General features: G+C 66.4%; 20 protein-coding genes. 10 read left to right on the forward strand and 10 right to left on the reverse strand.

Features of this window, described 5'->3' with window-relative positions; all coding sequences use genetic code 11:
• A complete protein-coding gene (locus ASE30_RS03340) occupies nt 1-1092 on the reverse strand; it encodes an MBL fold metallo-hydrolase (RefSeq protein WP_057282810.1) in 1092 nt (363 codons plus the stop codon).
• A 78-nt stretch (nt 1093-1170) separates the two neighbouring features.
• Here ASE30_RS03340 and ASE30_RS03345 point away from each other — a divergent pair, with 78 nt between their 5' ends.
• Complete coding sequence (locus tag ASE30_RS03345; RefSeq protein WP_057282811.1) at nt 1171-1815, forward strand: TetR/AcrR family transcriptional regulator; 645 nt, start codon at nt 1171-1173, stop codon at nt 1813-1815.
• A gap of 71 nt (nt 1816-1886) precedes the next feature.
• On the opposite strand, the gene ASE30_RS03350 is transcribed toward ASE30_RS03345, so the two are convergent.
• Nucleotides 1887-2447, reverse strand: a complete 561-nt coding sequence (locus ASE30_RS03350) for a dihydrofolate reductase family protein (RefSeq protein ID WP_057282812.1) — start codon at nt 2445-2447, stop codon at nt 1887-1889.
• Nucleotides 2448-2548: 101 nt separating this feature from the next.
• On the reverse strand, nt 2549-2998 hold the full coding sequence (locus ASE30_RS03355) for a hypothetical protein (RefSeq protein WP_082601432.1): 450 nt from the start codon (nt 2996-2998) through the stop codon (nt 2549-2551).
• Nucleotides 2999-3104: 106 nt separating this feature from the next.
• On the opposite strand from ASE30_RS03355, the gene ASE30_RS03360 reads away from it, so the two are divergent.
• The gene (locus tag ASE30_RS03360) at nt 3105-3785 is read left to right on the forward strand and encodes a TetR/AcrR family transcriptional regulator (protein WP_057282814.1); all 681 of its coding nucleotides are present in this window, start codon (nt 3105-3107) and stop codon (nt 3783-3785) included.
• A 29-nt stretch (nt 3786-3814) separates the two neighbouring features.
• Here ASE30_RS03360 and ASE30_RS03365 read toward each other — a convergent pair whose 3' ends face one another.
• Together ASE30_RS03365 and ASE30_RS03370 are read right to left on the reverse strand one after the other, a co-directional pair.
• On the reverse strand, nt 3815-4234 hold the full coding sequence (locus ASE30_RS03365) for an SgcJ/EcaC family oxidoreductase (protein WP_057282815.1): 420 nt from the start codon (nt 4232-4234) through the stop codon (nt 3815-3817).
• A 38-nt stretch (nt 4235-4272) separates the two neighbouring features.
• Entirely contained in the window at nt 4273-6297 is a 2025-nt protein-coding gene (locus tag ASE30_RS03370) for a GAF domain-containing protein (protein ID WP_057282816.1), read from the reverse strand.
• A 184-nt stretch (nt 6298-6481) separates the two neighbouring features.
• Between ASE30_RS03370 and ASE30_RS03375 the strand changes: the two genes are divergently transcribed.
• The 8 genes from ASE30_RS03375 (at nt 6482) to ASE30_RS03410 (ending at nt 14564) form a co-directional block, all read left to right on the forward strand.
• Nucleotides 6482-7783, forward strand: a complete 1302-nt coding sequence (locus ASE30_RS03375) for an ABC transporter substrate-binding protein (RefSeq protein WP_057282817.1) — start codon at nt 6482-6484, stop codon at nt 7781-7783.
• 26 nt (nt 7784-7809) lie between these two features.
• Complete coding sequence (locus ASE30_RS03380) at nt 7810-8715, forward strand: branched-chain amino acid ABC transporter permease (protein WP_057282818.1); 906 nt, start codon at nt 7810-7812, stop codon at nt 8713-8715.
• Entirely contained in the window at nt 8715-9671 is a 957-nt protein-coding gene (locus ASE30_RS03385; RefSeq protein ID WP_057282819.1) for a branched-chain amino acid ABC transporter permease, read from the forward strand. Before ASE30_RS03380 ends, ASE30_RS03385 begins: the two co-directional genes overlap by 1 nt.
• On the forward strand, nt 9668-10423 hold the full coding sequence (locus ASE30_RS03390; protein ID WP_057282820.1) for an ABC transporter ATP-binding protein: 756 nt from the start codon (nt 9668-9670) through the stop codon (nt 10421-10423). The genes ASE30_RS03385 and ASE30_RS03390 overlap by 4 nt, the downstream gene beginning before the upstream one ends.
• Nucleotides 10420-11190 (forward strand): ATP-binding cassette domain-containing protein, encoded by a 771-nt coding sequence (locus ASE30_RS03395; protein WP_235515172.1) that lies wholly within the window; start codon nt 10420-10422, stop codon nt 11188-11190. The genes ASE30_RS03390 and ASE30_RS03395 overlap by 4 nt, the downstream gene beginning before the upstream one ends.
• Nucleotides 11187-12419 carry a CaiB/BaiF CoA-transferase family protein gene (locus ASE30_RS03400; protein ID WP_057282822.1) on the forward strand — a complete coding sequence of 411 codons (1233 nt, stop codon included), beginning with the start codon at nt 11187-11189 and terminating at the stop codon, nt 12417-12419. The genes ASE30_RS03395 and ASE30_RS03400 overlap by 4 nt, the downstream gene beginning before the upstream one ends.
• The gene (locus tag ASE30_RS03405) at nt 12419-13192 is read left to right on the forward strand and encodes an enoyl-CoA hydratase/isomerase family protein (RefSeq protein ID WP_057282823.1); all 774 of its coding nucleotides are present in this window, start codon (nt 12419-12421) and stop codon (nt 13190-13192) included. The genes ASE30_RS03400 and ASE30_RS03405 overlap by 1 nt, the downstream gene beginning before the upstream one ends.
• Nucleotides 13193-13256: 64 nt before the next feature.
• Nucleotides 13257-14564: a hydroxymethylglutaryl-CoA reductase, degradative gene (locus ASE30_RS03410; protein ID WP_057282824.1), complete on the forward strand. Its 1308-nt coding sequence runs from the start codon at nt 13257-13259 to the stop codon at nt 14562-14564.
• Here ASE30_RS03410 and ASE30_RS03415 read toward each other — a convergent pair.
• From ASE30_RS03415 to ASE30_RS03435, 5 genes are read right to left on the reverse strand one after another with little or no spacing between them, the layout of a single operon-like run.
• Nucleotides 14561-15424, reverse strand: a complete 864-nt coding sequence (locus ASE30_RS03415; RefSeq protein ID WP_057282825.1) for a class I fructose-bisphosphate aldolase — start codon at nt 15422-15424, stop codon at nt 14561-14563. The two genes, ASE30_RS03410 and ASE30_RS03415, sit on opposite strands and share 4 nt — an antisense overlap.
• Nucleotides 15425-15441: 17 nt before the next feature.
• Nucleotides 15442-16422 (reverse strand): aldo/keto reductase, encoded by a 981-nt coding sequence (locus tag ASE30_RS03420; RefSeq protein ID WP_057282826.1) that lies wholly within the window; start codon nt 16420-16422, stop codon nt 15442-15444.
• The gene (locus ASE30_RS03425; RefSeq protein WP_057282827.1) at nt 16419-17459 is read right to left on the reverse strand and encodes an ABC transporter permease; all 1041 of its coding nucleotides are present in this window, start codon (nt 17457-17459) and stop codon (nt 16419-16421) included. Before ASE30_RS03425 ends, ASE30_RS03420 begins: the two co-directional genes overlap by 4 nt.
• Nucleotides 17447-18982, reverse strand: coding sequence for a sugar ABC transporter ATP-binding protein (locus ASE30_RS03430; protein WP_057282828.1), 1536 nt, complete (start codon nt 18980-18982; stop codon nt 17447-17449). Before ASE30_RS03430 ends, ASE30_RS03425 begins: the two co-directional genes overlap by 13 nt.
• The gene (locus tag ASE30_RS03435; protein WP_057282829.1) at nt 18979-20019 is read right to left on the reverse strand and encodes a substrate-binding domain-containing protein; all 1041 of its coding nucleotides are present in this window, start codon (nt 20017-20019) and stop codon (nt 18979-18981) included. Before ASE30_RS03435 ends, ASE30_RS03430 begins: the two co-directional genes overlap by 4 nt.
• Nucleotides 20020-20147 lie beyond the last annotated feature (128 nt).

Here is a 20147-nt window from a genome sequence, read left to right on the forward strand (position 1 = left end):
TCAAGATGCGCCTTCTTTTCTCCACCACGACGTCCCCGGCTCCGGCACTCGGATATCGACCCGCTCTCCCATTACCGGCGTCGTAAGCGCGACCTGATTGGCCGCCGCTAATTTCACGATGCGCTCGAAGGGCTGCTCCCAAGGATGCATCGCCAGATCGAACGTGCCGTTGTGAATCGGCAGGAGCCACTTGCCGCGCAGGTCGATATGCGCCTGCAGGGTCTCTTCGGGCTGCATGTGCACAAACGCCCAGCGTTTATCGTAGGCGCCGGTCTCCATCAAGGTCAGGTCGAAGGGGCCGTACGCGTCGCCTATCGCCTTGAAGCCGTCGAAGTAGCCGCTGTCTCCGCTGAAGAACACGCGCAGGTCGGCGTCCTGGATGACCCACGAGGCCCAGAGGCTGCGGTCGCTGTCGGTCAGCCCGCGGCCGGAGAAGTGCTGGGCGGGGGTGGCGGTCAGGCGCAGGCCGTCGACGTCGGTGGATTGCCACCAGTCCAGTTGTTCGACCTTGGCGGGGTCTATGCCCCAGGCGATCAACTGGTCGCCGACGCCCAACGGCGCGATGAACCGGCCGGTCTTGGCGTCCAGTTTCGCGACAGCGGCGCGGTCCAGGTGGTCGTAGTGGTTGTGCGACAGGATGACGCCCGCGATCGGGGGCAGGTCTTCGATGCTGATAGGCGGCGCGTGAAAGCGCGCGGGGCCGGCCCATTGCACCGGCGAGGCGCGTGCGGAGAAGACGGGGTCCGTCAGCCAGTAGCGGCCGCGCAGCTTCATGAGCAGGGTGGAATGCCCGAGCCGGTAGAGGCTGCGGTCGGGCGCGGCGTCGAGCTGTGCGCGGTCCAGGGCGCGCACCGGGATGGGGATGTCCGGAACGGTTCCGGCGGGCTTGGCGAAGAAGAAGGTCCAGGCGAGCTTCACGCCTTTCCAAAAGCCCATGGCCGGGCGCGGGAGCGGGTTTTGAAAGCGCCCGTCCCGATGTTGTGGCGATTCCGCATGGCTGGGCAGGGCGGGGCGGTGGCAGAGGGCGAGGGAGGTCACGACAAGGATTCCAAGCAGGATAAGGATGAACAATCGGAGGCGCGGTCGCTTCATGGGGCGGATCAAAAATTACACTACACAGTGTAGTTTTCATTTTTAGAAAAGTACACTGGCCGGTGTAAAATTTCCGGCATGCCATCCAAAAGCCAGGATCCCGCCGTTTCCCGTCCGTCCAAGCGCCTGACCGACCGCAAGCGCGACGACATCGTGCGCGCGGCGGTGGAAGAATTCCGTACCGCGGGTTACGAGGCGACCAGCATGGACCGCATTGCCCAGGCGGCGGGCGTGTCCAAGCGCACGGTCTACAACCATTTCCCCAGCAAGGAAGAGCTGTTCGCGCTGATGCTCGAACAGTTGTGGGCCAGCAGCGCGGCCAGCGTCGACGTTGCGTACCGGCCCGATCTGCCGCTGGCGCAGCAATTGCGGCAGCTCTTGATGCAGAAGCTCGAGCTGCTGGGCGATGCGAGTTTCATCGATCTGGCGAGGGTGGCGATGGCGGAGATCATCCATGCTCCGGACCGCGCGCAGGACATTGTTTGCCGCATGGACGAGAAGGGCAGCGGCGTTACCGCCTGGATACAGGCGGCCATTGCCGACGGGCGCCTGATCGACGCCGATCCCGGCTTCGCGGGGCATCAGTTGGAGGGGCTGGTGAAGAGTTTTGCTTTCTGGCCCCAGGTTACGTTGGGGCAGCTGCCGCTGGCCAAGGCGGAGCGCGAGCGGGTGGCTGATTCAGCGGTCGCCATGTTTTTGGGACATTACGCGCGGAAGGCTTGAGTCCGCGGCGCCGCGTTTCACGTGCCGTGCTTCACTTGCCGCGCTTTACGCGCGGGCTTCACCTGCCGGCCTCACGTGGCCGGTTTCACCGCGTAGGTATTGATGAGCGCGCCGTTCTCAAGCCGGCGGGTGTCGGTGAGATCGAGCCGCAACTTCCGGCCTGGCTTGAAGAACAGCGTGCCTTCGCCCAGAACCACCGGCACGATGCAAAGCATCAGCTCGTCGACCAAGCCGGCTTCGAGCAGGGAATGCGTGAGTTCGGCGCTGCCGAAGATATACAACGGTTTCGTCTCTTCGGCCTTCATGCGCGTGAGTTCCGGCACGATGTCGGCGCTGATCCGGCTGTTGTTCCAGTCCGCCGATTTCAGCGTGCGAGAGGCCACCAGTTTTGGCAGCGCGTTCATGTAGGCCGAGACGATGCTGGACTCGGCCTCGGCCGATGTCCAGTAGCTGGCCATGCCTTCGTAGGTCACCCGGCCGAAGACGAGGACGGCGGCTTTGTCGCCGAATTCTTCGCTCAGCTTGTTTAATTCCGGACCCCAGGCAAGGTTGTGGAAGTCGAGGTCCCACTTCTTGGCGCCTTCGAAATAGCCATCCACGGACACCAGATTCCAGACGATCAGCTTGGCCATGAGCTTCCCCTATGAACCGCATGCGGATTTCAGTGCGTTCAGGGTACAGCCAAACCGATCCGATCGCGCGCCTGGCATGCGTGCGGGCGGCAGCCTTGCTTTCAGCGAGTCTGGATTCTTACCAGGGCGGTCACGGGCTTGCCGTCCACCAGCACGGGCTTGTGGTGATCGTCGGCCAGCAACACGCCGATCACGTGTTCGCCCAGGGGTGATGGGCAGGCCCCGAAGTTGGCTTGGATCAGCGAGCCGCCGACATCGCTGTTCATGCTGTTGTACGGCCGGCCCGGCAGGTTGCAGGTGTCGCCCTGGGGATCGATCTTCATGTGGATGTGGCCGCAGCGCGTGTCGGCGCCGCACTGGCCGGCGGCCATGAGCTTGAAATTGCTATGGACGACGACCCCGATTGCGCCGTCGCTGTCCTTGCCCAGCGGGACGCTGGCGCCTTCGGGCGGCCAGGCGATCTGAAGGCTGGGAGGTTCCTGCGCCGCGGCTGGCGCGGCCGGCCAGACGAGGAGGGCGGTGATGGCAAGGGACAAGACCGGAAATCTCATGAACGTCTCCTTCGACGCGGGGGCAAGGCGTAATGTAATCACTGAATACATAGCGTGCCGTACTATAGCGCAAAATAATCACCGATTACATTCATCCGGAGCTTTCATGGCCGCCCGCACGCCCGACGCATCGCAGCGCATTGCGTATCACCACGGCAATCTGCGCGAGGCGCTCATTGCGGCCGCCGTGGAGATCATCGAGGAGCAGGGCGTCGAGGGATTGAGCGTTCGAGAGGCGGCCAAGCGCGCTGGCGTATCGCCCGGCGCCCCGTTTCGGCACTTCGCCAGCCGCACGGCCCTGTTGACCGCGGTGGCCGAGCAGGCGACGCAGCGGCTGCGTGTAGACGTGGACGCCGCGCTGAGCCGCGCGTCGGGCGGTTCGGCGCTGGAGCGTTTCGCGGCCATCGGCCACGCGTACCTGGTGTGGGCCGCGGCCAATCCCACGCACTTTCGCGTGATCAGCGACCGCCAGGGCATTGACTACGACGGATCCGCGACCATGGTCGAGAACAACCAGGCTATCCGCGACCACATGCAGTCCTTGCTCGACGAAGCGTTTGGCCAGGAGCTTGGGGACGCGCGTACCGCCCAGGCGCAGATTGCTGCGCGGGCGCTGGTGTATGGCCTGGCTCGCATGGCCGTGGACGGCCATTTCCCCGAGTGGAATCTGCGGGGCCAGCGGGTGGACGAAGCGATGTCCGAAACCTTGGACTTCTTTATCGGCACCCTTGGTGGCCTGGCTGGCGGGAAGGGGGCGGCAAAGACGCGGCAGCGGGTCGCGCCATAGTCTGCGTGCCAACAGGTTCTGACAGCGTCTCAGCCGGACGAATGACCGGGCGCCGGTGCGTGCGCGCCGGGCTTCGGGGTCATCAGGTTCGCATCGCGCGCAAGCCGCCACTTCCCGTCGGGCTCCTTGCGCAACAGCGTCAGCGTATAGCCTGAACGCCGCACGGCAGCGCCGCCCGGCGGTGTGGCGGTCATATCGATCCGGTTGCGGATGAAGGCCCAGTCTCCCAGCACCTGGATTTCGACGATCTCGGAAGATCCTTCCATCTTCGTGCCCGCCATGCTTGCCGACGCGTCGGAAAACGCCTGCTTGCCGAATGGCTCCTGGCCGGGGACCATGAAAACCACATCGTCAGTCATCAGCTCAAGAACGCGGGCGAGATCGCCGCTGGTGCTTGCCGCCATCCATGTGGCGACGACTTGCCGGATGGAAATTTCGTCGTTGCTCATATGCGCCTCCGCTGTGATCGAAAACGTTCCGGACGCCGTCAAGGCTGGACCCAGCCGGCGTCCGCGCCGAGGGGATCATTGGTCGTCCCGCTGGCCGCCGTGTCCCGCAATCCCTTGCGCAGCTTGTGCAATCGCAGCGCGACATGCAGTTCAAGAAAGCGTCCTTCCTGCCGCCACCCTTTGAGCAGGTCGTCCACGGCCTCCAGGCGTTGCCGCAGCGTGTTGACGTGGATCCGCAGATGCTCGGCGGTGGACCGTGCGTTCTGCGCGTGTTCCAGATAGGCCAGCAGCGTGTCGGCCAGGCCGGTGTTGCGGCGCTGGTCGTGTGCAACGAGCTTTCCGACCGTGGCGTCGATGAAGCCGGCAACATCCGCCGCTTGCCGCTGTTCGAACAAGAGCGAATACATGGACAGCCCCGCCTCGGCCACGATTTCGCGTGATCGGCCCAGGGTGTTGAGGATGTCGATTCCCCGCTTGAGCGCCCGGTAGCAATTGGGCAGCGCGTCCACCCTGGCAAGCGGGGCAGAGATGACGCCTTGCGTGTCGAGGCGCTCGTCCGTGAGCAGGGTGTCCTGGAACGTGCGGTGCAGGTGGTCGAAGGCGCCTTCGGCGCAGATGGCGACGATGAATCCCTCGAAATTCTCCAGCAGCGTTCCGCGTGGAGTGCCCGGACGCAGCCGGCGCAATGCGTATTCGACGTTGCGTTCTTCGACGCTCAGGACCGCCATGCGCAGGGGCTCGGAGAGATTGAGGCCAAAGGGGCTGGCCCTGGATTGAAGCGCGGATAGGCTTTCCTGTTGCCAACTCACCAGCGCGCGGATCGCCGCGGCGGATTCGTTGCTGCCTAAAAGTTCGCGCCGCTCCTGCGACAGCAGAACGACGCCCGCGACCAGCGCGCTGCGTTCGAAAGTGCGGATCTGCGTGGGCGTCATGGGCCCGGCCGATGCGATCAGCATGGCCCCCAGCAGACGGTCGGCGCCCATGAGCGCGGCGGCGCGGACGTGGATGCCGCCTTCGCATTCGACTTCATGCGACCTGCCGGTGCGGCGGCATGCGGACAGGGCAAGATGGACTGCGTCCTGCGTGCGCGTGTGCTGCAGCAGGGCTTCCAGTTGGTCGCCGACGAGGGCGTCGGCGTTGCCCGCGCTGGTGCGCTGGGTCGGTTGCTCGGCCTCGTCCAGCAGGGCGATGTGGCCGTCCAGCAATGAGGCCACCATGTTCAGGAGGTCGAGCACGGTGCAGCCGCTGGCAACCAGCTTGGTCATCTGTTCCTGGGCTTCGGCCGCCGTCTGGATTTCGGCGGCCTGGCGGTGCAGCGATGCGTTGGCTTCGCTTGCGCGCTGCAGCGCCACCTGCGCCTCCTGGAACAGGCGCGCGTTCTCCATGGCGATGGCGGCCTGCGCGGCCAGCGTGGACAGCATCGCGATTTCCCAGGGCGCGTGGTGGCGCGGCTGCCGGTCGCAGATGCACAGGACGCCGATGCAATGGCTGCCCACCATGAGGGGCGCGCCCAGCAAGGATTGAACGCCTTCGTCCTTGATCGCCAGGTCGATTCCGCGGTCATGCGCGAAGCCGCCGTCCGCAAGATAGTCGCTGCAGTGATAGGGCGTCTTGTGCTTGAGGACGTGCCCGCAGATGCCGTGGTCCGGCGGCACCCGGACGTTCTTGAAGCGCTCGGAGATCGCGCCGTCGGTGGCCCGGATGTAGAAGTCGTTGCGGACGCGGTCGAAGTTGGTGAGGTAGCCGATGTCCGACGCGAAGATCTGCCTTGCGCGGCGGACGATCGCGCCCAGCACGAGTTCCAGGTCGCGGATGGCGGTCAGGTCGTTGACGCTTTCCAGCACCACCAGCAGGCTTTTTTCACGGCGCTGCTGCAGGGCCTGCTGTTCGCAGATGGCGATGGCCGTGCGGATGCTGCCCGCCAGCAAGGCGCGTTCGGTGGGGTCCGGCGTGGTGGCCTCCATGCGGGCCAGCATCTGGTCGTAGTCCCGGGCGCTTGCGTTGCGCTGGAGCATAGCCAGCAGCTCCGTGGCCGCTTGCGCCGTAAGGGCGGATTCCCGCATGTGCTTCGTCCTTGGAAAAGTTCAGTGAAAACCCTGAATGAATCAGGTGCTCAGCAATGGCGATGTGTTTAAGAGACACAAGAACATCTGGCGCATGTGTTTTTTCTACATGTTCGCCGGGCGTCTTAAACGTCATTATTCACTCACTAAAACATTATCAGTCTGAAGGCTGAGGAGACAAACCATGAAATCGCTAGCCAGAATCCTGGGCGTAGGCGCCGCCCTGCTTGCGCTGTCCGCCACGTCGATAGCGCAGCAAAGCCGTCCCGCCGAACTCAAGCTCGGCATGAGCACCTTCATGACGGGTTCGGCCTCGGTGCTGGGCGCGCCCGCGAAGGTGGCGGCGGACATGTGGATCGAGGAGTTCAACGCGGCGGGCGGCATCGATGGCGTGAAGCTCAGGCAGACCTGGATCGACGAAGGGCAGGGCGCGGAGAAATTCCTGGCCGAGTACCGCAGGCTGGCGCAGGAGCCGGGCGAAAAGCTGATGCTGTCGGCGATATCCAGCGGCTACTGCAATGCGCTGGCGCCGGTTGCCGAAGATCTGAAGATCGTCAACATCCTGTGGGAATGCTCCAGCGAAAAGGTGCTGGAAGCGCAGCGCTACCGCTATGTGTTCCGCACCGGTCCGAACGGCACCATGGAAATGGTGGCGGCCGTGCTGCACCTGCTGCGGACCAAGCCGGACTTCAAGACGATTGCCGTGGTGAACCAGGACTATGCCTGGGGACGCGATTCCTGGGAGATCTTCCGCCTTACCCTGCAGGCCTTGAAGCCCGACGTCAAGATCGTGGCCGAGCTGTTCCCCAAGTTCGGCGCGCCGGATTTCTCCAGCGAAGTGACGCGCCTGCAGGCATTGCGCCCGGACGTCGTGCTGTCGACCGCCTGGGGCGGCGACCTGGACACTTTCCTGCGCCAGGCATCCCAGCGCGGGTTGCTGAAGAATTCGCAGTTCGTGCTGCCGCTGGCCGACTCATCGCTGGAGCGGCTGGGCGACGCGGTGCCGCCCGGCGTCATCGTGGGCTTCGTGGGGGATGGCTATTTCGCGGATCCGGAGTTCGCTGACGACCCCGAAACGCGCGCATTCGTGCAGAAGTTCAAGCAACGCACGGGCGCCTATCCGAACTTTGCCGTGTATCACATGATCCAGGCCCTGAAGGCCTCGACGGGCGCCTATAAGAAGGCGCTGGCGGAGAACGGCGGGAACTGGCCGACGCCGGATCAGCTTGCCGCCACCTTGCGCACGCTGGAATACCGCGGGCTGTCTCGTCCCATCCGCATGCGGGAAGACGGCCAGGCGCTGCAGGGCCAGCTCTACGGCGTCACCCGCAAGGACAGTTCGCAGACCTTCCCGGTCGTGGGCGAGCTGTCGTTCTATCCGGCGGACATCGTGGCGCCGCCCGTCGGGCAGAAGTCGGTCGACTGGGTCAAGACGCTCAAGCCCGAGCTGTTGCAGAACAGCCAGATCAAGCGCGTCGGCAATTGACTCAACCCTAGCGGCAACCCCTAGTCATGGACTTCAATCTGCTCTTGCTGGCGGGCGTGGACGGCGTGTCCTACGCAAGCCTGCTGTTTCTCATCGCGCTGGGCCTGACCTTGATCTGCGGCGTGTTCGGCGTGGTCAACGTGGCGCACGGCAGCCTGTATGCCTTTGGCGGCTACAGCGCCGCGACGCTGCTGGGCTGGCTGGCGCCGCAAGCACCATCCACGCCATTGATGGTGGCCGCGCTGTTCGTGGCCGCGGCGCTGGTTGGCGGATGCCTGGGGATGTTCCTGGAGCGAGGCCTGCTCCGGCACTTCCAGGATCGCGATCCCGTGCTTCAACTGCTGGTGACGTTCGCGGCGTTCATGGTGCTGGAAGACCTGCAACGCATGATCTGGGGGGCAACCCCCGTCAACGCGGGCGAGCTGGCGGCGCGCATGGGGACGACGGAACTGGTGGGCGTGACGTTCATGAACTACCAGTTGCTGTTCGTGCCGGGCGTGGCGCTTGCGGCGTATGCCGCGCTGCAGTTCCTGTTGAAGCACTCGATAGCGGGCCGCCAGATTGTCGCGGTGATCCACCACCGCGAGGTCGCCACCGCGCTGGGCATCAATGCCTCGCGCGTGGGCATGCTGACCTTCGGGCTGGCCGGCGCCCTGGGGGCGCTGGGCGGTGCGCTCTCGGTTCCGCTGACGTCCTTCGTGCCGGGCCTGGGCGCCGAAATGATCGTGACGTCCTTTGCCGTGATCGCCACGGCGGGCCTGGGCCAGATCACCGGCGCGCTGGTGGCGGCCCTGCTGATCGGCCTGGCCAGGGCCATGGCCGTCTATACGCTGCCCGAGCTGGAGGTGGTGATGCCTTATCTCATGATGGTCGCGGTGCTGCTGGTGCGCCCGCATGGCCTGTTTTCCGCCGCCACGGCCCGGAGGATCTGATGCAACGTTTCTTCATTCTGCCGGCCGCCGCGCTGGCCTTTCTGCTGGCGCTGGCGGCCTGCTGGTTCTGGCCCGGGCTGCGCGTGCCGGTCATCGGCTTCCTGTGTGCCGGGCTTGCCGCGCTGGGCTTGACCGTGCTGCTGCGGGCTGGCCAGGTGTCGTTCGGCCATGCGATGTATGCGGCGATCGGCGGTTACGCCGCCGCGTTCACCGCCCGGCTCTTTCCCGGCGCGGATGCGCTGGTTGTCGTCGGCGCCGGCGTGCTGGCCAGCGTGTGCGCCGGCACGATTGCCGCGGCGTTCGTCTCGCGCTATCGCGGCATTTTCTTCGGCATGCTCAATCTGGGGATTTCCATGGTGCTGTTCGCATTGGCCGGCAAGCTGTATGCCTGGACCGGCGGTACGGACGGCCTGCGCTTCGAGCGGCCGACGCTGCTGGGCATGACACTGGACCGTGGCGAGTTCGAGTTCGGGGTGCTGGCGCTGGCCCTGACGCTGGCCGTGGCGCTGACTTGGCTGATCCAGCGCTACTTCGAGTCGTCGGCCGGCCAGGTGATGGTGGCCATCCGGACGAACGAAACGCGGCTTGAATACATCGGCGTGTCGGCGCGGGCCACGCTGGCGCAGGGCTACCTCATGTCGGCGGCGCTGGTCGGGCTGTCGGGCGCTTTGCTGAGCCTGGAGCAGGGCCTGGTGACGCCGGAAAGCGGCTACTGGATCCGGTCCGGCGAGTACGTCTTCATCGCCATCCTCGGCGGATCCGGCCACGCGCTGGGCGCCTTCTTCGGAGCGGCCGTGTTCGAGACGATCAAGCTCACCGCCGCCGTGTACTTCACCAATGCCTGGCAGATGCTGCTTGGCCTGACGCTGATCGCCGTGATCTTCTTCGCGCCCGCCGGGATGGTGGGCTGGCTGGAACAGGCTCGCGCGCGGCTTGCCACGGGAGGTGCCCGATGAGCTCGCTACACGGGGAACTGCTGCGCACGGAAGGGCTGACGCTGCGCTTTGGCGGCGTGAATGCCGCCGACGAGATCGACTTCGCGCTGAACCATGGCGAACATCTGGCGGTGATCGGCGCCAACGGCGCCGGCAAGACCACCTTCATCAATATCTGCACGGGCTACCTGAAGCCGTCCAGCGGCAAGGTGTTTCTTGAAGGGGTGGACATTACGCGCCACGGCCCGCGGCAGATCGCCAGGCTGGGCGTGGGCCGTTCGTTCCAACTGCCGCAGCTATTTCAGGACCATACGGTGCGGCAGTGCCTGGAGCTGGCCTCCGCAAGCCGGCAGGGAAGGCTGTCGCGCTGGACCTCGCTGTCCGATTCCGCCGACCAGAATGCGGTGGCCGAGATGCTGGAACTGGTGGAGCTGGACCGGTATGCGGCGCACCCGACGATGGTGCTGCCCGAGGGGCATCGCAAGCTGCTCGATGTGGCGATCGCGCTGATGCTGGAGCCCAAGCTGGTCATCATGGATGAGCCCACCAGCGGCGTGGCCTCGGAGGACAAGCACGGCGTCATGCAGACGCTGATGCGAGCGCTGACGCTGCGCAAGGTCACCAGTTGGTTCGTGGAGCACGACGTGGACATTGTCCTGAAATACGCGACGCGGGTCGCGGCATGGATAGACGGCCGCATCGCCGCCGACAGCGAGCCGCGCAAGGTCTTCGCGGACCCGGTGGTCCGGCGTGAAGTGCTGGGGGTGCGATGAGTCTGCACATCCAGGCAATGAATGTGGACCTGGCGGGGCATGCCGTGCTGCGCGGGGTGGATGTCTTGCTGGACGCCGGCCAGACGGTGGCGGTGGTGGGCAGGAACGGCGCCGGAAAGACGACGCTGCTGCGCAGCATCATGGGCCTTGCGAAGCTGAAGTCGGGCCGGCTGCTGCTGGACGGAGAGGACATCGCGCAGCGTCCGGCCTTCCGGCGGGCGGCCCAGGGCTTCGGGTATGCGCCCGAGGACCGGGTGATCCTGCCGACGCTGACGGTCGAGCAGAACATCACGCTGCCCTGCGACGTGCTGCGAGTGCCCGCCCCGGAAATCCGGCGGCGGCTGGACGCCGTGCTGACCAGCGTTCCGCAGTTGAAGGCGCTGCTGCCGCGTTCCGGCGCCGCGCTGTCGGGCGGGCAGGGCAAGATCGTGGCGCTTGCGCGCGCGCTGATGGTCGGCACGCGCTTCGTGCTGCTGGACGAGCCGTTCCAGGGCCTGGCGCCGGCATTGGCGCGCCAGTACGGCGATTCGCTGCGCGGGCTGCGGGCGTCGCATCCGCAGCTGTGCGTGGTGGTCACCGAGTCGAATGCGTCCTTGCTCGAGGACGTGCAGAGCAGAACGCTGTACATCGAGCGCGGACACGTGGGAACGGCGCTGCCGGACGCGGACGCATACGCGGACGCCTGCGCCGGCCCTGAAGGATCCGCCACGGAATTCCAGCGCATGGACACCGCGTCCATGGGCCTTGCATCGGAGGGAACGAAGTGAATCATGATCTGGCGCAACTGCCTTTAGGCGTGGGTCCCTTGCGGGGACTGGTGGTGATCGATGTGACGCGGGTGGTGGCAGGCCCGTATTGCACGATGATGCTGGCCGACCTGGGGGCCACGGTGATCAAGATCGAGAACCCGGCCGAACCCGACTATGTGCGGAGCTTTCCGCCGTTCGTCGAGGGCGCGCATGGACAGGCCAGCGCGTTCTTCGCGCAATACAACCGCCACAAGCTGGGCGTGAGCCTGGACCTGAAATCGGAGCAGGGGCGGGCGCTGCTGCGCGAGCTGGTCGGCAAGGCCGATCTGCTCGTCGAGAATTTCCGGCCCGGAACCATGGCGCGCATGGGGCTGGGCTACGAGACGCTGAAGGAATGCAATCCCCGGCTCATCTACGTGTCGATCAGCGGGTTTGGCCAGACCGGCCCCAACGCCAGGCGGCCGGCCTATGACAACAGCGCCCAGGCCACGGGCGGCCTGTGGTCCCTCAACGGCGAGAAGGGCAAGGCGCCGCTGCGCGTGGGCACGATCATCGGAGACCTGTCCGCGTCGTTCTATGCGGCCATCGCCGCGCTGGCGGCCGTCATCGACATGCGGAGCTCGGGCAAGGGGCAGCTCGTGGACGTGGCCCAGCAGGATTCGGTGGTCACGCTGACGGAGCACGCCATCGTCAACTACACGGTCGACGGCGTCATCGGGGAGCCCTTGGGCAATGACCATCCCTTCGTGAAGCCCTATGGGCAATATGCCTGCAAGGATGGCTTTGTGTTCTTCGGGGCCTATACGGACAAGTTTTGGGGCGAGGCCTGCCGGCTCTTCGGGGAGCCCGGGCTGATCAACGATCCGGAGATCGCCACCATGGCCCAGCGCTTCGATCCCGAGGTCTACGCAAGGCGGGTGCAGCCCATCGTCCAGGGATGGTGCGGCGTGCGTACGAAGGCGGAGCTGGAGGCCATCGCCGGCGACACCATCCCGGTGACGCCCATCAAGACCATCGCCGAGGTGGTGGACGACCCCCACCTGCAGGCCCGGGACATGTTCGTGCCCATCGAGGTCGATGGCGCGGAGGTCCAGGCGTTCGGCAGTCCCATGAAGCTGTCCCGCACGCCCGTGCGGGCGCAGGGGGCGGCGCCCGGTTTCGGCGAGCACAACGAGGTCGTGCTGAAGGGCTGGCTCGGGGTCGCCGCCGCCGACTACGACCGCTACGTGGCGGAGGGAGTCGTCTGATGAGCATTTCCTATTCGGTCAGCGACGCCATCGCGCATATCCGGTTCGACCGGCCTGAAAAGTTGAACGCGTTGACCCTGGCCATGTACGACGCGCTGGCCCAGGCCTTTGTCCGGGCCAACGAAGACCCCGACGTGCGGGTAATTCTGCTGGGCGGCAACGGCGACCGGGCCTTTTGCGTGGGCGCCGACCTGGGCGAGTCCATTCCGGCGCTGGCCGAAGGCCGCTTCGACATATCGGAATGGGACGGGGCGCATCTGAAACAGGCGGGTTTCCATAAACCCGTGGTGGCGGCGATCAATGGCCTGTGCCTGGGCGGCGGCTTCGAGATCATGCTGGCCGCCGATATCCGGATTGCCTCGGACACCGCCACCTTCGCCTTGCCGGAGGCATCGCTGGGTTTCGTGCCGGCCGGGGGCACGCTGGTGCGCCTGGTGCGGCAGATTCCGTTCGCGCTGGCCATGGAGCTGATGCTGACGGCCGAGCGCTTTCCCGCGGCGCGGCTCGCTGAAATGGGCCTGTTGAATCGCGTGGTGGCTCCCGGCGAGCTAGAAACCGTGGCGCTGGAATATGCCCTGTCGATCGCCCGCAAGGGGCAGGTCGCCGTGTCGGTCATCAAGGAAGCGGCGCTGACGTTGGGGCATCTTTCGCTGGACGAGGCGTTCCGCCGCGAGGCGCTGCTGGGGCAGCGCGCGTTTACCAGCGACGAGGCCAAGGCGGGCCTGCGGCGTTTCATGTCCCGTGACCGGGCGGCAGGCCATGAATCGGGCTGAACGCCCGGGCCGCTGCCGCGCACGTTCCATCCGCAAGCAACCATAACCATTCAGGAGATTTTCCATGGCCGATTCGCGCCTGCCCAATTTTCGTGCCTTGACTCCCGCCCAGCGCCTGGCGCACGTTGCCCAGGTAACCGGGCTTACCGACGAAGAGATTGCCCTCGTCGCCCAGCCCGGCGCGCTGCCGGTGCCGCGCGCGGACGGCATGATCGAGAACGTGATCGGCACGTTCGAACTGCCCTTCGGCGTGGCCGGCAACTTCCAGGTCAACGGCCGGGACGTGCTGGTGCCGATGGCGGTGGAAGAGCCCTCTGTCGTGGCGGCGGCCTCGTTCATGGCCAAGCTGGCGCGCGATACTGGCGGCTTTGAAACGTCCAGCACCGGACCCATCATGCGGGCGCAGGTGCAGATCCTGGGCGTCACCGACCCGTATGGCGCGCGGCTGGCGCTGCTGAAAGGCCGCGACCAGATCCTGGAGATCGCCAATAGCCGCGACAAGGTGCTGATCGGCCTGGGTGGCGGCTGCCGCGACATCGACGTCCACGTCTTTCCCGATACGCCGCGCGGACCGATGGTGGTGCTGCACCTGCTGGTGGACGTGCGCGACGCCATGGGCGCCAACACCGTCAACACCATGGCGGAGTCGGTATCTCCGCTGGTGGAGAAGCTGACGGGCGGGCAGGTGCGCCTGCGCATCCTGTCCAACCTGGCCGACCTGCGCCTGGCGCGGGCCCGCGTGCGCCTGACGCCGGAGACCCTCACGACCCGCGAGCGCAGCGGGGAGGAGATCGTGGAGGGCGTGCTGGACGCCTATACCTTCGCGGCCGTGGATCCCTATCGCGCGGCCACGCACAACAAGGGCATCATGAACGGCATCGACCCCGTCATCGTCGCCACGGGCAACGACTGGCGCGCGGTGGAGGCCGGCGCGCATGCCTGGGCATGCCGCAATGGCCGCTATACCTCGTTGTCCACCTGGGAAAAAGACACCTCCGGCGCGCTGGTCGGCACGCTGGAAATGCCGATGCCCGTGGGCCTGGTGGGCGGAGCGACCAAGACGCATCCGCTGGCCCAACTGTCGCTCAAGATCATGGGCGTGAAGACGGCCCAGGAGCTGGGCGAGATCGCGGTGGCCGTGGGCCTGGCGCAAAACCTGGGTGCGCTGCGCGCGCTGGCCACCGAAGGCATCCAGCGCGGGCACATGGCGCTGCATGCCCGCAATATCGCGCTGGTCGCGGGGGCCGCGGGCGACGAGATCGATACGATCGCCAGGCAGATGGCCGCCGAGCACGACGTGCGCACCGATCGCGCCGTCGCGTTGCTGGAGCAGCTTCGCGGGAAGGGCCGCCAGGCGGGGTCGCCGCGCTAGGGGTGTCCGGTATGCGGGGCCGGGCCTTCGTATATTCCCCAGGCCTCCCTGGCGCTGGCGTCGCGATGGATCATCGCCATCAACGCCCGCACCACCGCCGAGGGATTCGCGTGCTGGTAGACATTGCGGCCGTAGACCAGGCCCACCGCGCCCTGGTCGAGCAGTTCGCGCGAGCGCTCGAACACCTGCCGCAGATCCTCCCGGCCGCCGCCGCGCACCAGTACCGGGCAGCGCGCCGCCTGCACCACGCGGTGGAAGTCCTGCGTGTTGCTGGTGGGGTCGGCCTTGACGATGTCGGCGCCCATTTCACGGGCAAGCCGCACCAGCGTGACGATCTTTTCGGCGTCGCCGTCCACCATGTAGCCGCCGCGCGCCGAATGGGGCGCCATGACCAGCGGTTCTATCATCAGCGGCATGCCATAGCGGTCGCAGTCGGCGCGCACGCGGGCGATGTTGGCGACGCACTGGCGGAACAGGTCGGGTTCATCCGGCAGCATGAAGAGGTTGACGACGACGCAGGCCGCGTCCATCTGCACGGCCGGCAGCACCGGGTCCTGCGTGTTCTGCAGCACCGCCCACATGACGCGGTGGGTGGTGGCGTTGTAGGGGTTGCCCATGTCCAGGCGCATCACTAGCGCGGGCCTGTCGCGGCCCGGACGCTGCTGCAGCAGGTCGGCCTGGCCGTAGTTGAGCTGGATGGCGTCCGGCCGCGCCGCGGCCAACTGTTCCATGACGGCCGGCATGTTTTCCAGCCCGTCGAGAAAGCCGGGTTCGTTGCAGACGCCATGGTCCACGGCGATGTCCAGGCAGCGCCCGGCGTTGAGCAGGCGGTTCAGGCGCGCTTCCTTGTTGTGCGGCATGTGGGGGTCCTTGGGGTTCAGTCCAGCGTGTTGAGATGGCGCGCGGCCGCCGCGTCGATGGCGGCAATGGCGGCAGCGTCCAGGGTCAGCCTGGCCGCGCCGGCGTTCTGCATGGCCTGTTGCGGCGTGCGCGCGCCGCACAGGGCCAGGCTGACCGCGCCCGGGCGGGTGGTCCAGGCGATCATCAGTTGGGCGGTCGAACAGTCCAGGCGCTGTTGCAGCGGCGCCAGGTCCTGGAAGAACGCCTGCAGCCGTGCGCGGTTGGCGGCGGAAAAGCGCGGATTGCCGGCGCGCTGGTCGTCGCCGGCGAATTGCCGCGCCGGATCGATGGGGCCGGCCAGCAGGCCCAGCGCCAGCGATGAATAGCCCAGAGAGGCCACGCCATGGTCCCGGCAGAGCGGCAGCAGGGTGGATTCGATGCCGCGGTCGATCAGGCTGTAGCGTTCCTGGATGGCGTCCACCGGGCCGTGGCGCAGGTATTCCGTCAGCGTGTCGGGCGTGATGTTGCTGACGCCGATGGCGCGGATCTTGCCCTGGCGCTTCAAGTCCAGCAGCGCGTCCATGGTTTCGGCCACGGGTGTTGCGCTGTCCTGCCAGTGCGTGATGTACAGGTCGATATAGTCCGTCCGCAGGCGGCCCAGGCTTTGTTCCACTTCATGAAAGATCGAGTCGCGGCCCAGGTGGCGGTGCACCGGCTTGCCGGCTTCGTCGAAGAAGTGCGCGCCTTGCTGGGTATGCCACACCAGTCCGCACTTGGTGGCGATGACGGCGTCCTGCCGCCGCCCCTTCAGCGCCGTGCCGACCAGGCTTTCCGCATGGCCCAGGCCGTAGGCAGGCGCCGTGTCGATCAGGCGCACGCCCGCGTCCAGCGACGCGCGGATGGCATCGACCGCCGCGGCGTCGTCGTTGCCGCCCCACATCCAGCCGCCCATGGCCCAGGTGCCCAGGCCGACGGTTTCGCATTCGATGCCTGAGGCACCCAGTGTCGTGGTGTTCATCGATGTCCTTTCTTGACGTTCATAAGATGGTCGACCGTGACGGCCCCCAGCAGGATCAGGCCCTTGACCACGTCCTGCCAGTAGGGCGAGACGTCCAGCAGGATGAGCGAGCTGGTGACGACCGACAGCAGGGCCAGGCCCAGCACCGCGCCCAGCACGGTGCCGGAGCCGCCCTTCAGGCTGGCGCCGCCGATCACGACCGCCGCGATCACGTTCAATTCCATGCCCAGGCCGAAGTTGGGGGTGGCGGCGCCAAAGCGCGCCGTGTAGACCACGCCGGCCAGGCCCGCCAGCGCCGAGCACAGCACCGTGACCCAGAACTTCACGCGGCCGGTGCGGATGCCGGAATAGAGCGCGGCCTTTTCGTTGCTGCCGGTGTAGAACACCTTGCGCAGCACGGCCGAGCGCCGCAGCGCGAAGTCGCTGACGATGACGATGAGCGCGAAGATGATGATCACCGCGGGGATGCCCGCGATGGCGCCCTGGCCGATGAACTTGAACTGCGGCGGCAGCGAGAACAGCGATTGCGGCGTGCCCTGGGTGATGGCCAGCGATAGTCCGCGCACGATCACCATGAAGGCCAGCGAGGCAATGAAATGGCTCAGGCCGATGCGCGTGACGCACAGGCCGATCAGCGCGCCGACCAGGGCGCTTGCGGCGATGGCGGCCAGACTGGCCGACCAGGGGTCCACGCCCATCAGGAACAGCTTGCCGGTGATGACCATGGCCAGGCACACCACGGATCCCACCGACAGGTCGATGCCGCCGACGATCACCAGCAGCGTCATGCCGACGACGACGATGCCCTCGATGGAAAACGACAGCAGCATCGCGCGTATGTTTTCCCAGGTCAGGAAGTGGGGCGACGCGAAGCTCATGACGATGGCGAGCAGCGCGATGATGAGCAGCAGTCCGGCTTCGCGCATGCTGGCCAGCCGGCGCCTGAGACCGGGTCCGGAGGCGCCGGGCCTGGGCGCCAGGCCCGCGTCGGCCAGCAGGGCGGCGTCTGCCGCCGAGGAGGGTTTCAGTTCGGACATCGGATCGTCTCCTCGGCGCTCAGGCCGGATGCCAGCCGTAGCAGGCGCTCTTCGGTCATGTCGCTGGCGGCCAGTTCCCCGGCCAGACGGCCGTCGCGTATCACCAGCGCCCGGTCGCACAGGCCGATGATCTCGGGCAGTTCGGATGAAATGACCACCACGCCCACGCCCTGGTTCGCCAGGTCCCGCAGGATGTGGTGGATTTCGGATTTGGCGCCCACGTCCACGCCGCGCGTGGGCTCGTCCATCAGCAGCACGGCGGGCTGCGTGGCCAGCAGTTTGGCGATGGCCACTTTCTGCTGGTTGCCGCCCGACAGGCTGGCGGCGTCGATGGCTACGCCGTCCGATTTGAGCTTGAGCCGGGCGCCCAGGTCGACGGCCAGGCGGCGTTCGGCTTGGCGCCTCAGCAGGCCGAAGCGCGAGCTGATCCGGCCCAGCGCCATCGACGACACGTTCTGTTCGATGGGCAGGTCCAGGAATAGGCCCGCCGCCTTGCGGTCTTCGCTGAGATAGGCGATGCCGTGGCGCAACGCGTCGCCGTAGCGGCGCAGGCGCAGCGGCGCGCCGCGCAGCCGGACCGCGCCACGGCGCGCGCGGCGCAGGCCGCAGATCGTTTCGGCCAGTTCGCTGCGCCCCGCGCCCATCAGGCCGGAGATGCCCAGGATCTCGCCGCGCCTGAGCGTGAACGAAATGCCGTGCACGCTGACGCCGTCGGCGATGTCCTCGACCTCCAGGATGGATTCGGCAGGCTCGTCGCAAGCCGCCTGCCTGGGCGGGTAATAGCTCCCCAGGTCGCGCCCGACCATGCTGCGCACCAACGCATCGGGCGTGATGTCGCCGATGCGCGCGCACAGGACGTCGCGCCCGTCGCGCAGCACGGTGACGCGGTCGCTGTGCTGGAAGATCTCGGCCATGCGGTGGCTGATGTAGATGATGCCGATGCCTTGCGCCTTCAGGTCGTGCAGCACGCGGAAGAGGGCGACGGATTCCACTTCGGTCAGCGCGGCGGTGGGCTCGTCCAGGATCAGCACCTTGCAGTCCAGCGTCAGCGCCTTGGCGATTTCCACCAGTTGCTGGCTGGAAATGCCCAGATCGTCCACGCGCAGGCTCGGATCGATGCGCTGGCCCAGGCGCCTCAGGACCTGGGCCGCGCGCGCGTTCAGGCTGGCGTAGTCCATCCAGGCGCGTGGACGGGTGGAGATCTCGGGCATGAAGATGTTCTCGGCCACCGTGGCGTCGCCGCACAGCGCGATTTCCTGGTGCACCAGGCCGATGCCCAGGCGCATGGCGTGGGCCGGCCCGCCGACGGTCACGCGCTCGCCGTTCAGGCGGATTTCGCCTTCATCGGGCGCGTGGATGCCGTCGATGATCTTCATCAGCGTCGATTTGCCCGCGCCGTTCTCGCCGCACAGGGCATGGATTTCGCCCCGTTGCAGCGAGAAATGGACGCCGGCCAGCGCCCGCGAGGCGCCGAACCGCTTGGCGATGCCGTGCAATTCCAGCAACGGCGCGGGCGCGGTCATTCGTTGATGCCTTTCGTGCCGCGGCGGGCCAGGTACTTGTCCCAGTAGAAGTCGTCGGCGTTCGCCTTGCTGACGATGGACAGGCCGTTGTCCAGGAAGGGCACGGCCATCGGGTTGGTGCCGTTGCGCTTGGCGTCGTTCATCGGGTCGATGAGCTGCTGGTTGCGCGCCAGGAACAGCAGCATCATGCCCATGTAGCCCTGCACGCCCTGGTTCGGATTGACGGACCCATAGACCTCGCCCGACTTGATCATGTCCAGGATCTTGGCGTTGACGTCGCAGCACAGCACCTTGATGTTCTTCTTGGTCTCGATGCTGGCCTGCGCGGCGCCCAGCGCGGAGTTGGCTTCCGGCATGAACAGCGCGCCCAGGTTGGGGTTGGCCTGCGCCAGACTCAGGGTGGCCTGGTAGGCCTTGTTCGGGTCTTGGTTGCTGGCCGCGCGGCCCACCAGCTTCATGCCGGGGTGCTGGGTCTTCATGCGGTTGATGAAGGCGGTGATGCGGCGGTCGTGATTGTCCTGCCCGGGGTTTTCCAGCACCGCGTAATCGCCCTTGCCGTTGAGCGCGGCGGCGATCGCATCGGCCGCCTGCGCGCCTTCGCGTTCGTTGTCGGAGGTGACGAAGGACACGCGCTTGGAATTGGGCGAGTCGGCCGCGAAGGTGACGACGGGGATGCCCATCGCGGCCGCGCGGTTGATGGGTTCGATGAACGGGTCGGGGTTCATCGGGTGCAGCAGGATGCCGGCGGGCTTGCGGGCCAGTTCCTGCTCGAAGGACGCGAGCTGCTTGTTGACGTCGTATTCCGGCGTGCCGGAATAGCGCGTTTTCACGCCCAGTGTCTGGCCCAACTGCTTCATCATTTCATACACCGGGAACCAGTACTCCACCCCGGACACCATGACGTTCATGACATAGACGTCGCTGTTCGCGCCTTTCAGGCCGGCCCCCTGGGCGGCGGGCGCGGCCTGCGCAAAGGCATTGGCTCCTGCAAGGCTGGCGCCCGCAGCAGCTACGGTCTTCAAGAATTCTCTTCTCATGTTGCGCTCCTTTTCCTCGCATTGGTCCGTGCCTGATGGCGTGGATACCGGGTGGGGGTGAGCCTGATAGACCCAACTCGTTGTTATGACATCGAGTGAACTATATGGCAGCCGAAATATTTCTTTTA

The sequence above is a fragment of the Achromobacter sp. Root83 genome, assembly GCF_001428845.1.
Classification (GTDB): Bacteria; Pseudomonadota; Gammaproteobacteria; order Burkholderiales; family Burkholderiaceae_B; genus Achromobacter.

Coding starts and splice junctions, on each gene's coding strand:
- ASE30_RS03340 (WP_057282810.1), bottom strand. CDS start 1,092: ATGAAGCGACCGCGCCTCCGATTGTTCATCCTTATCCTGCTTGGAATC.
- ASE30_RS03345 (WP_057282811.1), top strand. CDS start 1,171: ATGCCATCCAAAAGCCAGGATCCCGCCGTTTCCCGTCCGTCCAAGCGC.
- ASE30_RS03350 (WP_057282812.1), bottom strand. CDS start 2,447: ATGGCCAAGCTGATCGTCTGGAATCTGGTGTCCGTGGATGGCTATTTC.
- ASE30_RS03355 (WP_082601432.1), bottom strand. CDS start 2,998: ATGAGATTTCCGGTCTTGTCCCTTGCCATCACCGCCCTCCTCGTCTGG.
- ASE30_RS03360 (WP_057282814.1), top strand. CDS start 3,105: ATGGCCGCCCGCACGCCCGACGCATCGCAGCGCATTGCGTATCACCAC.
- ASE30_RS03365 (WP_057282815.1), bottom strand. CDS start 4,234: ATGAGCAACGACGAAATTTCCATCCGGCAAGTCGTCGCCACATGGATG.
- ASE30_RS03370 (WP_057282816.1), bottom strand. CDS start 6,297: ATGCGGGAATCCGCCCTTACGGCGCAAGCGGCCACGGAGCTGCTGGCT.
- ASE30_RS03375 (WP_057282817.1), top strand. CDS start 6,482: ATGAAATCGCTAGCCAGAATCCTGGGCGTAGGCGCCGCCCTGCTTGCG.
- ASE30_RS03380 (WP_057282818.1), top strand. CDS start 7,810: ATGGACTTCAATCTGCTCTTGCTGGCGGGCGTGGACGGCGTGTCCTAC.
- ASE30_RS03385 (WP_057282819.1), top strand. CDS start 8,715: ATGCAACGTTTCTTCATTCTGCCGGCCGCCGCGCTGGCCTTTCTGCTG.
- ASE30_RS03390 (WP_057282820.1), top strand. CDS start 9,668: ATGAGCTCGCTACACGGGGAACTGCTGCGCACGGAAGGGCTGACGCTG.
- ASE30_RS03395 (WP_235515172.1), top strand. CDS start 10,420: ATGAGTCTGCACATCCAGGCAATGAATGTGGACCTGGCGGGGCATGCC.
- ASE30_RS03405 (WP_057282823.1), top strand. CDS start 12,419: ATGAGCATTTCCTATTCGGTCAGCGACGCCATCGCGCATATCCGGTTC.
- ASE30_RS03410 (WP_057282824.1), top strand. CDS start 13,257: ATGGCCGATTCGCGCCTGCCCAATTTTCGTGCCTTGACTCCCGCCCAG.
- ASE30_RS03415 (WP_057282825.1), bottom strand. CDS start 15,424: ATGCCGCACAACAAGGAAGCGCGCCTGAACCGCCTGCTCAACGCCGGG.
- ASE30_RS03420 (WP_057282826.1), bottom strand. CDS start 16,422: ATGAACACCACGACACTGGGTGCCTCAGGCATCGAATGCGAAACCGTC.
- ASE30_RS03425 (WP_057282827.1), bottom strand. CDS start 17,459: ATGTCCGAACTGAAACCCTCCTCGGCGGCAGACGCCGCCCTGCTGGCC.
- ASE30_RS03430 (WP_057282828.1), bottom strand. CDS start 18,982: ATGACCGCGCCCGCGCCGTTGCTGGAATTGCACGGCATCGCCAAGCGG.
- ASE30_RS03435 (WP_057282829.1), bottom strand. CDS start 20,019: ATGAGAAGAGAATTCTTGAAGACCGTAGCTGCTGCGGGCGCCAGCCTT.